General features: G+C 68.2%; 14 protein-coding genes. 4 read left to right on the plus strand and 10 right to left on the minus strand.

All coding sequences use genetic code 11. The features are described from left to right. From tolB to tolQ, 4 genes are all read right to left on the minus strand, one after another. Complete coding sequence (tolB, locus tag E3U25_RS17055; protein WP_370362679.1) at positions 1-1,311, minus strand: Tol-Pal system beta propeller repeat protein TolB; 1,311 nt, start codon at positions 1,309-1,311, stop codon at positions 1-3. Positions 1,312-1,399: 88 nt separating this feature from the next. Then, on the minus strand, positions 1,400-2,962 hold the full coding sequence (tolA, locus tag E3U25_RS17060; protein WP_116222109.1) for a cell envelope integrity protein TolA: 1,563 nt from the start codon (positions 2,960-2,962) through the stop codon (positions 1,400-1,402). A 3-nt stretch (positions 2,963-2,965) separates the two neighbouring features. Next, the gene (locus tag E3U25_RS17065; protein ID WP_036752272.1) at positions 2,966-3,430 is read right to left on the minus strand and encodes an ExbD/TolR family protein; all 465 of its coding nucleotides are present in this window, start codon (positions 3,428-3,430) and stop codon (positions 2,966-2,968) included. A 1-nt stretch (position 3,431) separates the two neighbouring features. Continuing rightward, complete coding sequence (gene tolQ, locus E3U25_RS17070; RefSeq protein ID WP_036752275.1) at positions 3,432-4,127, minus strand: protein TolQ; 696 nt, start codon at positions 4,125-4,127, stop codon at positions 3,432-3,434. A 484-nt stretch (positions 4,128-4,611) separates the two neighbouring features. Between tolQ and E3U25_RS17075 the strand changes: the two genes are divergently transcribed. Further along, positions 4,612-5,049: a YbgC/FadM family acyl-CoA thioesterase gene (locus E3U25_RS17075; protein ID WP_116222108.1), complete on the plus strand. Its 438-nt coding sequence runs from the start codon at positions 4,612-4,614 to the stop codon at positions 5,047-5,049. Between the two features lie 150 nt (positions 5,050-5,199). Next, complete coding sequence (gene glmS, locus E3U25_RS17080; RefSeq protein ID WP_116222107.1) at positions 5,200-5,685, plus strand: methylaspartate mutase subunit S; 486 nt, start codon at positions 5,200-5,202, stop codon at positions 5,683-5,685. Between the two features lie 24 nt (positions 5,686-5,709). Here the strand turns inward: glmS and E3U25_RS17085 are convergent, their stop codons facing one another. From E3U25_RS17085 to uvrA, 4 genes are all read right to left on the minus strand, one after another. Then, positions 5,710-6,183, minus strand: coding sequence for a LysR substrate-binding domain-containing protein (locus E3U25_RS17085; protein WP_116222106.1), 474 nt, complete (start codon positions 6,181-6,183; stop codon positions 5,710-5,712). A gap of 178 nt (positions 6,184-6,361) precedes the next feature. Beyond that, entirely contained in the window at positions 6,362-6,946 is a 585-nt protein-coding gene (locus E3U25_RS17090; protein ID WP_116222105.1) for a hypothetical protein, read from the minus strand. Positions 6,947-7,032: 86 nt separating this feature from the next. Continuing rightward, a complete protein-coding gene (locus E3U25_RS17095) occupies positions 7,033-8,193 on the minus strand; it encodes a Hint domain-containing protein (RefSeq protein ID WP_244295187.1) in 1,161 nt (386 codons plus the stop codon). 387 nt (positions 8,194-8,580) lie between these two features. Then, the gene (gene uvrA / locus E3U25_RS17100) at positions 8,581-11,439 is read right to left on the minus strand and encodes an excinuclease ABC subunit UvrA (RefSeq protein ID WP_116222104.1); all 2,859 of its coding nucleotides are present in this window, start codon (positions 11,437-11,439) and stop codon (positions 8,581-8,583) included. Positions 11,440-11,598: 159 nt separating this feature from the next. On the opposite strand from uvrA, the gene E3U25_RS17105 reads away from it, so the two are divergent. Further along, entirely contained in the window at positions 11,599-11,952 is a 354-nt protein-coding gene (locus tag E3U25_RS17105; RefSeq protein ID WP_036752283.1) for a GFA family protein, read from the plus strand. Here the strand turns inward: E3U25_RS17105 and moaA are convergent. Continuing rightward, the gene (gene moaA / locus E3U25_RS17110) at positions 11,949-12,995 is read right to left on the minus strand and encodes a GTP 3',8-cyclase MoaA (RefSeq protein WP_072461633.1); all 1,047 of its coding nucleotides are present in this window, start codon (positions 12,993-12,995) and stop codon (positions 11,949-11,951) included. The two genes, E3U25_RS17105 and moaA, sit on opposite strands and share 4 nt — an antisense overlap. Positions 12,996-13,119: 124 nt before the next feature. Between moaA and E3U25_RS17115 the strand changes: the two genes are divergently transcribed. Continuing rightward, entirely contained in the window at positions 13,120-13,629 is a 510-nt protein-coding gene (locus E3U25_RS17115) for a hypothetical protein (protein WP_116222439.1), read from the plus strand. Here the strand turns inward: E3U25_RS17115 and E3U25_RS17120 are convergent. Continuing rightward, positions 13,617-14,336: a DNA alkylation repair protein gene (locus E3U25_RS17120; RefSeq protein WP_116222102.1), complete on the minus strand. Its 720-nt coding sequence runs from the start codon at positions 14,334-14,336 to the stop codon at positions 13,617-13,619. The two genes, E3U25_RS17115 and E3U25_RS17120, sit on opposite strands and share 13 nt — an antisense overlap. Positions 14,337-14,447: the final 111 nt, after the last annotated feature.

Raw genomic sequence — 14,447 nt, forward strand, 5'->3', positions numbered from 1 at the left:
TCAGGGCAGCAGCGGGCCCCAATCGGGGTCCGAGGCTGCACCGTTGATCTTGACCGGGCGCATGTTGCGCCCCGTGATGTCCACCGAATGCAGGCGCGGCTGGCCGTCGCCGCCCGGCGTCACCCGCGTGAACATCACGACGCGCCCATTGGGGGCCCAAGTCGGGCCCTCGTCAAGGAACGATTCCGTCAGCATTTTCTCTTCCGAACCATCGGTGCGCATGACGCCGATGTGGAACTTGCCGCCCACCTGCCGGGTAAAGGCGATCATGTCGCCGCGCGGCGACCAGACCGGGGTGCCATAGCGCCCCTCGCCAAAGCTGATCCGCCTGGGCTCGCCGCCGTTCGCGCCCATGACATAAAGCTGCGGCGTCCCCGAGCGGTCGCTTTCGAAGACGATCTGCTTGCCGTCCGGGCTGTAGCTGGGCGAGGTCTCGATCGAGGGCGCATTGGTCAGCGCCCGCTGCGCCCCGGTCGCGGCATCCATCTGGTAGATGTCGGTATTGCCGCTTTTCTCCAGCGAATAGACGATCCAGCGCCCGTCGGGCGAAAAGCGGGGCGAAAAGCTCATCGTGCCCTGCTGGCTCGCGCCCAGCTGGCGCACGCCCAGCGAGTTCACGTCCATCATCATCGCCTGCGGGAAGCCGGTGGCATAGCTGGTGTAAAGCAGCCGCGAGCCGTCGGGCGAAAAGCGCGGCTTCAGCACCAGCGTGGCATCGTCGGTCAGCCATTTCACGTTGGCGCCGTCGTAATCCATGATGCCGATACGCTTGCGGCGCGCGTCCTTGGGGCCGGTTTCCTGCACGAAGGCGACGCGGCTGTCGAAATAGGGCCCCTCGCCCGTCAGCCGCGAATAGACTTGGTCGGCCGCCTTGTGCGCGGCCCGGCGCCAGTTGCCGGTCGCGGCGTCGAACTGCATGCCGTCGCCCAGCGGCTGGCCGGCGAAGACGTCGAACAGGCGGAACTTGACCACGACCTTGCCGCCCTCGACCTTGACCGATCCGGTGATCAGCGCCTGGGCGTTGATCGCCTTCCAGTCCTCGTAGGAGACCGGCGCGTCGAAGCTTTCGGGCCGCGCGATATGGGCGCTGGCCGGGATCTCGCGGAACAGGCCGGTGCCGGTCAGGTCGGCGGCGATCAGGTTCTGCACCTGTGCCAGGTATTCGCCCGCGCCGCCCTCGTCGTGGAAGCGGGCGATGGCGAAGGGCATCGGCTCGATCACGCCGTCGGTGATCTCGATCCGCAAGGGCCCGTCCTGCGCCAGGACCGGCGCGGCAAGCCCAAGACCCGCAAGGGCCATGACGGAGGTCAGCAGGAATTTACGCAACATGTTTCGCCCTCTGGAGGTCTTGGTTGCAGGATAGAGTGTCGCACCGAGAGATGCCATGCGGGATGCCATGTCACTTGACCCGCGCGCCGCCGCTGGCGTTGAAGTCGATGATGACGTCCTTCCAGCGGTTGTATTTTTCCGGCGGCAGCTTGTAGCCGCCCTTTTCGCACATCAGGATCGCCCGGCGCGCGGCCTCGTAGGCCTGTTTCGCCGCCGCATCCGAGCCGCCGTCATGGCCGATCATGCGCAGCGAGCCCTTTTCCACCGTCCCGTCCGGCGCCATCGAGAACTGCACCGAAACCGTGGTCCGGCTGGCCTCGGTCGACAGCGAGCCGCGGTTCCAGCATTGCTCGACCGCCACGCGGAAGCCGTCCTTCTCGCCCTGGCTCAGCGGCGGCCCGTTCGCGGCGGCGCCACCACCGCCCGAACCGCCCGAGCCCTGGTCCTGCATCGCCTCGGCCAGCGCGGCCTGCTTGGCGGCCTCGGCGGCCTTGCGCTCGGCCTCGGCTTGCTCGCGGGCCTTGGCTTCGGCGGCAGCCTTCTCGGCCGCCTTCTTCTCGGCTGCGGCGCGTTCGGCGGCGGCCTGTTCCTCGGCCTCCTTGCGGGCCTTGGCCTCGGCGGCCTTTCTCTCGGCCTCGGCCTTTTCAGCGGCAGCCTTTTCAGCCGCAGCTTTCTCGGCAGCGGCTTTCTCGGCTGCCGCTTTTTCGGCGGCGGCCTTCTCGGCGGCGGTGCGGCGATCGGCCTCGGCCTTGCGCTCGGCGGCGCGTTTTTCGGCGGCACGTTTTTCGGCGGCGGCTTCCTCGGCGGCAGCCTTATCGGCGGCGGCAAGGCGGCGGGCGCGGGCCTCGGCTTCCTCGGCCTTGCGGGCGGCTTCCGCATCGGCCTGGGCCTGGGCCTCGCGGCGCTCTTCCCTGGCGCGTTCCTCGGCGGCGCGGCGGGCGGCGGCCTCCTCGGCCTTGGCGGCGGCAGTGCGTTCGGCAGCCGCCTCGGCTTCCTGCCAGGCCAGCAATTCCTCGCGCTGGCGCGCGGCCTCGGCGGCGGCGCGGCGGGCCTGCACGGCCTCGGCCAGCCCTTCGGGACGGCCGCGAGGGCGCGAGGATTCGACCGGGGCCAGCGCCGAACGCTGCGGGATCGGCGCCGGCGATTGCGGCTGGGCGGGATTGCGCGCCGGATCGGGGCGGTCCGACGCCTGCGGCAGCGCTGCCAGGTCCACGGTGTTCTGCGGCTCGGCGGGGCGCGGCGCATCGGTCGCCACGGCGACAGGCCGGTTCGGGGTCTGGAAATCCGACAGGTCCGGCCGCGCCTCGGGCCGCGAGGGGGGCGTGGACAGCTCTGCCGCCTGCGCATCGGGGGCGGGCGGGCTGACCGCCTCGACCTCGCCCAGCCGGTTCTCGTCGGCGGGCGGACGCGGCTGCGCCGGGGTGGTCGCGGCGGCATCGGATACCGGGCCGCGCCCGGCGGCCGCGGCGGCCAGCGACTGGAACTCGGCCTCGGACATGGTCGCGACCTCGGCCATGCGCACGGCCTCCAGCGGCTGCGGCCGGAACAGCGCGCCGCCGACCAGCGCCGCGCCCAACAGCCCGGCATGGGCGACGCCCGAAACCCAGAAGCCGATGCGTTCCGCCCGGTCCATGGCTCAGCCGTCCGATCCCGCGTCCATGCGCGGCCCGCCCGCCTCGGTCACGAGGACGATATTGTTGAAGCCGGCCGCGTTCAGCGCCCCCATGACCTCCATGATCCGGGCATAGGGGATGGCGCCGTCGGCACGCAGGTAGATCTTGTCGCTCTGCCGCTCGGCGGCGACGGCGCGCAGCCGGGTGACAAGCTCGTTTTCGGGGACTTCGGTGGTCATGACCAGGATCGGCCCCTCGGGCGTGACCGAGACGCTCAGCGGCTCCTCGGGCTCGGCGGGCACGGCCTGGGCGGCGGTCTTGGGCAGTTCCAAGGGCACGCCCACGGTCAGAAGCGGCGCCGCCACCATGAAGATGATCAGCAGCACCAGCATCACGTCCACGAAGGGCGTGACGTTGATTTCCGCCATCGGCTGGCTGCGGGCGCGGCCCTTGCCGTTGCGGCCCCGCTTGACGATCCCCGCGCCCATCTTATTCGTCGTCCAGCTGGCGCGAGAGAATGGTCGAGAACTCGTCGGCGAAGGTCTCGTATCCCCCGGTGATGCGGTCGGCATCCGAGCTGAGCTTGTTGTAGAAGATCACCGCCGGAATCGCCGCAAGCAGGCCAAGCGCGGTCGCCACCAGCGCCTCGGCAATGCCCGGCGCCACCACCGCAAGCGAGGTGTTCTGCGAGATCGCGATCTCCTCGAACGCGGTCTTGATGCCCCAGACCGTGCCGAACAGGCCGATGAAGGGCGCGGTCGAGCCCACCGTGGCCAGGAAGGGCAGGCCGCGGGTCAGGCGGTCGTTCTCGCGGTTGATGGTGACGTTCATGGCGCGATCGATGCGCGCGGTGACGCCGGCGATCAGGTTGCCGTCGTCGCGATGGCTGCGGCGCCATTCGGCCATGCCTGCGGAAAAGATGCGCTCGGCCGGGCCCGAGGGCGTCTCGCCGATGCGGTCGTAGAGGTCGTCCAGCGGCTGGCCCGACCAGAAGGCGCGGTCGAAGCGGTCCGCCTCGCGCCGGGCGGCGTTGAAGGCGACGAACTTCTGGATGATGATCGCCCAGGCCCAGAACGAGGCCAGGATCAGGATCACCATGACGATCTGCACCGTCAGCGAGGCGCGCGCGAACAGCGCGATAAGCGAGAAATCGACCGGCTGCCCGGCTCCGGCGAGTTGTTCCATGAAATTCGGCCTGTCCTTTGGGCCGCTGGGATGCGGCTTCTGCTGGGCCGGAGTTAGCAGAACCGCCCAGCGGAGCAACCCCGCGGCGCGTCAATTCTGCGTCAATTGCCCGCGAGATCGGGCCTGCCGCCGCACCCCCGCCTGGCGGAGGGGCAAGGGCGGCGATTCGGCCGCGGCGCATCGGAATGCAGGGCAAGGACCGGCGCGCCGCCATTGCAGGAAGGGGTTGCGGCCCCGAATATCGGCCGCAGGCCAAGGGCGATAACCGGCCTGCATGGGTGAATCTCCCGCCAAGGCCCGGCCGATGACCGGAAACGCGATCCCCTTCATGCGCTCTTGATCGACCGTTCATGGCGGGTGCAAAAGCCGGGCGCGACCCCCATGCGAAAGGGGCGAGGGCTTGATAGGGTTGCGAAGCAATGGAACAGTTCCGGCCGGGGCGTCACGGCCGCGACCAAGGCCGGCAGAAGCGAGGAAGCTTGGGATGCAGCTGAACCAACCCCTTCAAGATGGCCCTGCATTCACGCAGGCTTATCGCGTTTACTATGCGGATACGGATGCCGGCGGCATCGTCTATCATTCCAGATACCTTGAATTTGCCGAGCGAAGCCGCTCCGAATTGCTGAGGCATGTCGGATACCCGCTCGTCAGCCCGGACGGAGAGCAGTTCGTGGCGCGAAATGCCGATATTGCCTGGCAAAGGCCGGCCTGTCTCGACGACCTGATCGTTTGCGCGACGTCGGTGATTTCCATCAGGGGCGCTGGCGTGCGCATCCGGCATGTCTTTCGCAGGGAAAGCCAGGTGCTGGCGCGGATCGAGATAGAATTGGTGCATATCAACAAGTCCATGAAACCGGCGAGAATACCGCCCGCGCTGATCGCGGCCTTCTTGCCCTATCTGGAACCCGGCGACCCGGCCTGACGCCCCCGGTCAAGGTCCGGCCGGCGGCCACCCCCTGCCGGAAACAGATAAGGGGTATTTATCTATTAATCACATCACTTCACAAAACTTGACCGGAGGGGAGCGATTCCCCTGCCCCTTTTCGCAGGTTCATTGCAAAGGAGAGGAACCATGCTGGAGGCGGTCTCGGAATACCGGGTCATCCTGGGGGTGATCGGCGCCGATTGCCACGCGGTCGGCAACAAGATCATCGCGGCGGTGCTGGGCCGAAACGGCATCGCGGTGGTGAACCTGGGCGTCATGGTCAGCCAGGACGAGTTCATCCAGGCCGCCATCGAGGAAAGGGCCGACGCCATCCTGGTCTCGTCGATCTATGGCCATGGCGAGATCGACTGCCAGGGCCCGCGCGCCCGCTGCGCGGAGCGCGGACTGGGCGAGATCCTGCTTTACGTCGGCGGCAACCTGGTGATCGGCAAGCGCGCCTTCGCCGAGGTCGAGCAGCGCTTCCTCGAGATGGGCTATGACCGGGTGTTTCCGCCGACCGTGCGGCTCGAGGACGTGGTGGACCTGCTCAAGACCGACATCCGCAGCCGCCACCCGCTGGCCTATGGCCACAACTCGGCCGCCTTCGGCATCACCAAACGCCTGTCCGCCTGACCAAGCCCATGACCGAAACTCGGGCTAGGCGCAGCCGGCATCGCTTTTGGCCGCCAACTCCTCCCTTATCGCCGCTGCGACGCAGTCGCGCACCCGCCTGACCCGCTGGAGAGCGCCGGACTGGCCATGGGTCAGCAGCCAGAGTTCGGACTCCGGGCGGAACACGCCCGGCAATGCCGGCACCAAACCGGCGCGGCGGGCGGCGAAGTGGGACAGCACCGCCCAGCCGGCGCCCTTGCGCACCGCCTCGAACTGGGCGGCAAAGGAGGCCAGCCGCAAGCACGGGCGAAGCCCCGAACAACGGCTCTCCAACCAGTTTGCCATGGCCAGATAGGCCAGATCCTCGGTCCAGCCGATGACCGGGTGCCGGTGCAGATCCTCGGGCCTCTCGGGGGCGCCGTGCCGCCGCACATGGTCCGGCGCGGCATAAAGCCCGAAGCGGATCGCACCCAGCCTTCTCAGGCGATAGTTGCCCTGGCCCTCGATCGCGCATTGCACGGCGGATCGGGCGGAATACGAGGCGGCGGCCGGGCGGCTGTTCGCGGCCCTGCAGGAGGGGCGTCTCCGGGCCGCGGAACCCCGGACCTATCGGCTGGCGCAAGCGCCCTGGCCCAGGCCGAGGTCGAGGCCCGCAGGACCACAGGATCCGTCGTCCTGATCCCGTGACGCAGGGCCGTCACCGCGGCAGACGCGCCGCCAGCCGCAGCGCATGCGAGGGATCGGTCGCCGCGGGCGGCATTACCGGGTCATAGGCGGCCCGGATCAGCGCCGCCAGCTCCGGCGAGGGCGTGACGTCGCGGGCAAAGCTCAGCATGGCCCGCACGGCGACGGTTTCGGCAAGCTGGCCCGGATGGGCCCCGGCCAGCCGTCCGCCCATGTTCACGAAACCGATGCAGGCGCGGATGGCGCCGTCGGCGTCAAAGCGGAACAGCCGATACTGGTCGGCATCGCTGCCCTGCAACCGCGCCGCCAGACCGGGCTGGCCGGTCAGCCGGTCGAGATCCGGCAGATCCCGCAATTCCTGCCAGCCGCGCAGGAAAAAGGTCATCATGTTCGCCCCCATCTCGGGGTCGGTCTCGGCGATGGGATGGCGGGCATGGGCCAGGACGGCGCGGGTGGCGTCGCGAAACACCGCCAGGCTTTCGTCGGCCAGGCCGAAGATGACCGGCGCCACCGGCCGGCCCCAGCGCGCGCAAAGATAGCGCCCGTCGCGGGTGAACAGGGCGGCTATGGTTTCGGGTGTCAGGGCATTCTGCGTCATGGCGCGACCTTAGCCCGCGCCAGGGGCGGAAGAAAGCGCCCCCGGCGCAAGGCGGGCGGGGCGGCCTGCATCGCGGTTTCGCGGCGTCAATGCAGCCCGGCAGCCTCGGCGACCAACGGGCGGCCGTTGCGCAGATGGCGCAGCGCCAGCCTGCGGCCCTGCCGGCCCGAGACGATCTCGCGCGCGGCGACCGGCGGGGCGACCGGCTCGCGCAGGGCGGGGAAAAGCGCAAACAGCTCTTCGCGGGCGCTGCGGCCGATGGCTTTCAGCGCCTGCGCGCCGGGGTAAAGCGATTCCGCCTCGGCCCCGTTGGCAAAGACGACCTCGTGCCGGTCGAAGGCGAAGTGGAAATATTCCACCGCCTCCAGATCCTGGGCGATGTCCACCCCGTCCAGCATCAGCAGCTGCTTGGCCGCGACCAGCACCTCGGCACAGCCGAACAGCCGCATCGCCACCCTGGAGCGCACCAGGATGCGATGCTGCGGCGAGACCAGCAGGTCAGCCGAGGGCACGCCCTGCCCCAGCGCCCCGGCGCGGATGCGGATCGGGCGCAGCTTGGGCGTGGCCGCCAGTTCCCGGCCCAGCCGGCGCGAGGCGATCCAGCGCAGCGGTTTCAGCCCGTTGTCCAGCGTCCGCACCAGGTCGCCGATGCGCAGGCTTTCCACCGGCCGCAGCCCCCCGGCGCATTCGATCAGCGTGCCGCGGGTGAAACAGACGATCTCGGCCTCGAAGATCTCGGCGCTGAAGCCGATGGTGGCGACGCCCGTGTCGCCCGACAAGCGGGTCACGCCCAAGATCTCGATCTTGGAGATGCGGGCATGGGCGCTCCAGGCAGCCGCCGTGTCCGTCGAGGGACGGACGAACAGATCGCCATTGCTCATCTGCATGAGGATGCCGTTCAGTTCCACCACGCTGGCACCGCCATCCTCATCATGCACGGTAACAGCAAAGCGAGCGCTGAGAAAGGTGTTGAGGGTGACGTCGCTTTGCGGGCTGCCATCCGGGTCGGTATAGGAAAACCGACTGGCAGGTTGCAGAAAACCCGACTGATAGCTGGTTCTGAAGCTTCTGTTGCTGCCTGAGCCGAAATAATCGCCGGTCAAGGCGAGGGGCGCGATTTCCTCGCGGCCCTCGGCCTCCCAGCCGATGATCGCATTGGCCTGGTCCTGGTTGATGTTGCTGGAGGGGGTGGGATCGAGCAGGGACCGGTTGCCGATCCACATGAGATTAACAGTTGTAACAGGCAATTCGCGCTCCTTTTGCGTTCGTTACCGGGTTCATCCGGTGCGCTGCGCCGGATGAAAACACTGGAGAAATCCTGCATCCGCCCCGCTTGATCGAAATCAAGCCTAAAGACAGATGCAGGCAAAATGGAGATAACGCGAAAATCGAACGCCTGACCAGATCGAAAAAGCGGCAGCAGCCAGGGGAACGCATTTTGCCCGGCCGGGCCGGCCGGCGATCATCGCCGCAAGGCGGCGTGCCGGCCGGCGGCAGGGGGGGGCAGGATCGCGCCATATTCGGTCAAGCCACACCGGGTCACGGCGAGGTCGCATAGCCCTTGGCCGCGGCCCGCGCCGCCAGCCGGTGTCGAGCCCGCAGATACGATGTAGCCCCTTGGCCTGCGGCCGCGCCTATTCCGCGGCGCGGCTGCGCGCCGCAGCCAGCATGGGCGCCAGGTAGCGGCCGGTATGGCTGGCCTCGACCTCGGCCACGGCCTCGGGCGTGCCGGTGGCGACGATGCGGCCGCCGCCGTCGCCGCCCTCGGGGCCGATGTCGATGATCCAGTCGGCGGTCTTGATGACGTCAAGGTTATGTTCGATCACCACCACCGTATTGCCCTGCTCGACCAGGGAATGCAGCACTTCCAGCAGCTTGCGCACATCCTCGAAATGCAGCCCCGTGGTCGGCTCGTCCAGGATATACAGTGTCTTGCCGGTGGCGCGGCGCGACAGTTCCTTGGACAGCTTGACCCGCTGCGCCTCGCCGCCCGACAGCGTCGTGGCCTGCTGGCCGACCTTGATGTAGCCCAGGCCCACCTCGACCAGCGCGTCCATCTTTTCGCGGATCGAGGGCACGGCCTTGAAGAATTCCTGCGCATCCTCGACCGTCATGTCCAGCACGTCGGCGATGGACTTGCCCTTGAAGGTCACTTCCAGCGTCTCGCGGTTGTAGCGCTTGCCCTTGCAGGTCTCGCAGGTGACATAGACGTCGGGCAGGAAATGCATCTCGATCTTGATGACGCCGTCGCCCTGGCAGGCCTCGCAGCGGCCGCCCTTGACGTTGAAGCTGAAGCGGCCGGGCTTGTAGCCGCGCGCCTTGGCCTCGGGCAGGCCGGCGAACCAGTCGCGGATCGGGGTGAAGGCGCCGGTATAGGTCGCCGGGTTCGACCGCGGCGTGCGCCCGATGGGGCGCTGGTCGATGTCGATCACCTTGTCCAGATGCTCGAGCCCCTTGATGGTCTCGCAGGGGGCCGGGGTCTGGCGCGCGCCGTTCAACCGCAGGCTGGCGGTCTTGAACAGGGTCTCGATGGTCAGGGTGGACTTGCCGCCGCCCGAGACGCCGGTGACGCAGACGAACTTGCCCAGGGGGAACTCGGCGGTGACGTTCTTGAGGTTGTTGCCGGTGGCGCCGACCACCTTGATCGCCTTGCCATTGCCCTTGCGGCGTTCCGACGGCACGGCGATCTCGCGCCCGCCGGACAGGTATTGCCCGGTCAGGCTGCAGGGATCGGCGGCGATCTCGGCCGGAGTTCCGCGGGCGACCACCTGGCCGCCATGCACCCCCGCGCCCGGCCCCATGTCGAAGACATAGTCGGCATGGCGGATCGCATCCTCGTCATGTTCGACCACCACCACCGAATTGCCCTGGTCGCGCAGCCCCTTGAGCGTCGAGAGCAGCCGATCGTTGTCGCGCTGGTGCAAGCCGATGCTGGGCTCGTCCAGCACGTAAAGCACCCCGGTCAGTCCCGAGCCGATCTGGCTGGCCAGGCGGATGCGCTGGCTTTCGCCGCCCGACAGCGTGCCGGCCGCGCGCGACAGCGTCAGGTAATCCAAGCCCACGTTCACCAGGAAGCCCAGCCTTTCGCGGATCTCCTTGAGGATGGCGGCGGCGATCTCGTTCTTCTGCTTCGTCAGGTGTTTGGGCGCCGCCTCGATCCAGGCCAGCGCCTCGCGGATCGACAGTTCGGTGACATTGCCGATATGGCTGCCGGCGATCCTGACCGCCAGCGCCTCGGGCTTCAGCCGATAGCCGTCGCAGGCGCCGCAGGGGCGGTTGTTCTGGTATTTCTCGAACTCCTCGCGCACCCAGGCGCTGTCGCTTTCGCGCAGCCGCCGCTCCATGTTGGGGATCACGCCCTCGAACTGGCGCGTCACCTCGTAGATGCGGCCGGCATCGTCGAAGCGGAACGGGATCTCGTCCTGCCCCGAGCCGCGCAGGAACATCTGGCGCACCGATTCCGGCAGATCCTTCCAGGGCGTCTTCTTGTCGAAGCCGTAATGCCGGGCCAGCGCGTTGACGGTCTGGGTCAGATAGGCCGATTTCGACTTGGCCCAGGGCGCGATGGCCCCCTGCGCCACCGACAGCGCCGAATCGGGCACGATCAGCCGCTCGTCGAAGAACAGCTCGACCCCCAGCCCGTCGCAGACCGGGCAGGCGCCGAAGGGCGCGTTGAAGGAAAACAGCCGCGGCTCGATCTCGGGGATGGTGAAGCCGCTGACCGGGCAAGCGAAATTCTCGGAGAAGGTGATGCGCTCGGGCTCGCCTTCGGACGGCGCGGTCTCCAGCACGGCGATGCCGTCGGCCAGGTCCAGCGCGGTGCGGAAACTGTCGGCCAGCCGCGTCTCCATGCCTTCGCGCACGACGATGCGGTCCACCACCACGTCGATATTGTGGCGAAACTTCTTGTCCAAGGTCGGCGGCTCGTCCAGCTCGTGGAACTGGCCGTTCACCTTGACGCGCTGGAAGCCCTGCTTGCGCAGTTCCAGGAATTCCTTGCGATATTCGCCCTTGCGGTCGCGGACGATGGGCGCCAGCAGATAGGCGCGCGTGCCCTCGGGCAGTTCCATCACCCGGTCCACCATGTCCTGGACCTGCTGCGCCTCGATCGGCAGGCCGGTCGCCGGGGAATAGGGCGTCCCGGCGCGGGCAAAGAGCAGCCGCAGGTAGTCGTAGATTTCCGTCACCGTGCCGACGGTCGAGCGCGGGTTCTTGCTGGTCGTCTTCTGCTCGATCGAGATCGCCGGCGACAGGCCCGAGATATGGTCCACGTCCGGCTTGCCCATCATGTCCAGGAACTGCCGGGCATAGGCCGACAGGCTTTCGACATAGCGCCGCTGCCCCTCGGCATAGATGGTGTCGAAGGCAAGGCTCGACTTGCCCGAACCCGACAGCCCGGTGATGACCACCAGCTGGTCGCGCGGAATGTCCATGTCCACGTTCTTCAGATTATGCTCGCGCGCGCCGCGAACCTCGATGAACTTCTGTTCCATCGCGCCAGTCCTGATCACGTCCTGATTCCGCCAAGCGCATGAGATAGGCATCCGCAGCGAAATGGCAACCCGAAACGGAACAACTCGGGAACATTTCCGCTTGCGATGCCCGCCGCCCTGCCCCACCATGCACCCGAGTCGCAAAACGGGAGGCAAACCATGACCCGACAGCACTACCAAGGCAGCTGCCAATGTGGCAGCATCGCCTATGAGGTGGATGCCGATCTGGACCAGACCTTCACCTGCAACTGCTCGCGCTGCCAGCGGCTGGGCTTCGTGCTGACCTTCGTGCCCAGGGCGGATTTCCGCCTGACCAGCGACGGGCCGGTGACGGAATACCTGTTCAACCGCAAGCAGATCCATCACCGCTTCTGCCCGACCTGCGGCGTCGAATCCTACGCCTTCGGCACGGGACCGGACGGGGCCGAGATGGTGGCGGTGAACGTGAACTGCCTCGCAGGGGTCAACCCGCGCGCACTGGCCAGCCAGGCGGTGGACGGCGCCAGCTACTAGCCGCCGGTATGGCTCATGAAGCGGCTGACCTGCCCGGCGACATGCCGGCGGGAATAGTCGAAGTCATGGCCCTTGGGCTTGCGGGCGATGGCCTCGCGGATGGCATCGCGCAGCGGGGCATCGTCCTGGCTGGCACGCAGCGGCGCGCGCAGGTCGGCGCGATCCTCCTGCCCCAGGCACATGAACAGCTCGCCCGTGCAGGTGATGCGGACACGATTGCAGCTTTCGCAGAAATTATGCGTCAGCGGCGTGATGAAGCCGATCTTCTGCCCGGTCTCCTCAAGGCGGACATAGCGCGCCGGCCCGCCGGTGCGCTCGGCCAGCGGCGTCAGCGTGAAGCGCTCGCCCAGGCGCGCGCGCAGGTCGGACAGCGCCCAATACTGGTCCAGCCGCTCTTCCTCGCCCATCTCGCCCATGGGCATGACCTCGATGAAGGTCAGGTCGTGGCCCTGGTCCGCGCACCAGTCGACCAGGCGAAACAACTCGTCCTCGTTGAAACCCTTCAGCGCGACGGTGTTGATCTTGACCCGCATGCCGGCCGCCTTCGCCGCCTCGATCCCCTGCAGCACCTGCGGCAATCTGCCCCAGCGGGTGATGCGGGCGAAACGGTCGGGATCGAGCGTATCCAACGAGACATTGACCCGCCGCACGCCGCAATCGGCCAGTTCGTCGGCGAATCGCGCCAGCTGGCTGCCGTTGGTGGTCAGCGTCAATTCGTCCAGCCCGCCATTCGGACCGGCGCCCAAGTGGCGCGACATGGCGCGGAAGAATTCCATGATATTGCGCCGCACCAGCGGCTCGCCGCCGGTGACGCGCAGCTTGCGCACGCCCAGGCCCACGAAGGCGGAACACAGCCGGTCCAGCTCTTCCAGCGTCAGCAGGTCGCGCTTGGGCAGGAACTGCATGTGCTCGGCCATGCAATAGGTGCAGCGGAAATCGCAACGGTCCGTCACCGACACCCGAAGGTAGGTGATCGGCCTGGCAAAGGGGTCTATCAGCGGGGCCTGGACATCCATGGCGCAAAGATAAGCACGGGCCGGCATCGGCACAAGCCGGCCGATCCGTTGATGGTCTCGTAACCATGAATGGAAGCTCGGCTGGACAGCAGGGGCCGGCCGGGTCTAGCCTCGCCCCGACCTGAAAAGGATGAAGGACAAGCGCATGCCGATGACCAAGCCGATCCTGCGCCTGCTGGGCGCGCTGGCGCTGCTGGCACTGGCCGCCTGCACCCCCGCAACGCAGACCACCCCCCGCACGCCCGGCACCACCGCCGGCAGCGACGGCGCGACGGCCGGCACCGGAACCGCGGCGGGCTCGGTGCTGACCGCGGCCGCCCGCCCCTCGCCCGCGGCGCGCACGGCGGCGCAATTCGACACCACCACCCGCGAGCAGAAGGCCGCCGCCGCCGCCCCGCCCGCCACGGGCGAGCGTCGGATCGGCACCACCATCGCCTCGCTGGGCGATCCCTCGCAGCCCGGCTTCTGGATCAAGACCCCGCTGGTGAAATCCGAAACCGACGGCCGCATCGTGAACCCGGCGAACGGCAAATCCGCCAAGGTGCGGCTGATCCCGCTGGACGGCCCGGCCAGCGGCGGCAGCCAGGTCTCGCTGCCGGCATTGCAACTGATCGGCGTCAGCCTGACCGACCTGCCCACGATCGAGGTCTATGGCAGCTGATCGCCGCCCGGCCGGTCCTGCACCGTCCCGCCGCGGTTTTCCGGCAGCCACCGCCCCGCCTCGCGCCGGGCAAAGGGCTTCAGCCGCGCGCCATGCGCGGCCAGCCAGTCGCGCACGCGGCCGGGATCGTGCTTGGACAGTTCGCGCAGCCACCAGCCGATGGCCTTTTGCACGAACCACTCCCGGTCGTCGGCCAGCCGGTCCAGCCAGGCCAGCACACGCTCGCGCCGCTCCAGGTCCTGCGGCTTGGGATTGCGGATATGCGTCCAGGGCAGCGTGCCGACCAGCGCGGCGCGGCGCACCCAGAAGCGGGGATGGTCCAGCCAGGCCTCGACCTCGTCCAGCCGCTCGGGCCGGGCCAGCAGCCGGCGCTCGCCCGCCTTCATGGCGTGATCGGCAATCGCCCAGCCGTCGAATTGCGGCACCCAGCCGGCAATCAGATCCCAGGCCGCGTCGTCGGGCCGGATCCGCGCCTGGGTCAGCAGCTTGGCCGCCGCGATGCGCGCCTCGTGCAGGTCGCTGTCCCAAAGCCGCCGCGCCAGATCGACCCGCCCCGGCACGTCCAGCCCCGCCCGCCAGCCGCGGGCAAGCGCATCGATCACCGGCACCGCCACGCCCAGATATTCGCGCGGCGCCTTGTGATAGGCCGCCATCTCGGCCGCCTTGCCGGGATCGCCCAGCGCCTTCAGCTCATCCAGCTCCCGCATTTCACCGTTTTCCAAGTACCCTGAATCCGGCCCATCACCGGGTTTGCCCAAGGAATAATCCCTGCCGCGGCGAAACAGAAGCGACGAAAAAGGGCGGCGCCAGAGAGAGAC

This window comes from Paracoccus versutus (genome assembly GCF_029909795.1).
Taxonomy (GTDB): domain Bacteria; phylum Pseudomonadota; class Alphaproteobacteria; order Rhodobacterales; family Rhodobacteraceae; genus Paracoccus; species Paracoccus versutus.

Coding starts and splice junctions, on each gene's coding strand:
- E3U25_RS17075 (WP_116222108.1), top strand. CDS start 4,612: ATGCAGCTGAACCAACCCCTTCAAGATGGCCCTGCATTCACGCAGGCT.
- E3U25_RS17090 (WP_116222105.1), bottom strand. CDS start 6,946: ATGACGCAGAATGCCCTGACACCCGAAACCATAGCCGCCCTGTTCACC.
- E3U25_RS17105 (WP_036752283.1), top strand. CDS start 11,599: ATGACCCGACAGCACTACCAAGGCAGCTGCCAATGTGGCAGCATCGCC.
- moaA (WP_072461633.1), bottom strand. CDS start 12,995: ATGCCGGCCCGTGCTTATCTTTGCGCCATGGATGTCCAGGCCCCGCTG.
- tolQ (WP_036752275.1), bottom strand. CDS start 4,127: ATGGAACAACTCGCCGGAGCCGGGCAGCCGGTCGATTTCTCGCTTATC.
- E3U25_RS17120 (WP_116222102.1), bottom strand. CDS start 14,336: ATGCGGGAGCTGGATGAGCTGAAGGCGCTGGGCGATCCCGGCAAGGCG.
- E3U25_RS17065 (WP_036752272.1), bottom strand. CDS start 3,430: ATGGGCGCGGGGATCGTCAAGCGGGGCCGCAACGGCAAGGGCCGCGCC.
- tolA (WP_116222109.1), bottom strand. CDS start 2,962: ATGGACCGGGCGGAACGCATCGGCTTCTGGGTTTCGGGCGTCGCCCAT.
- uvrA (WP_116222104.1), bottom strand. CDS start 11,439: ATGGAACAGAAGTTCATCGAGGTTCGCGGCGCGCGCGAGCATAATCTG.
- glmS (WP_116222107.1), top strand. CDS start 5,200: ATGCTGGAGGCGGTCTCGGAATACCGGGTCATCCTGGGGGTGATCGGC.
- E3U25_RS17115 (WP_116222439.1), top strand. CDS start 13,120: ATGACCAAGCCGATCCTGCGCCTGCTGGGCGCGCTGGCGCTGCTGGCA.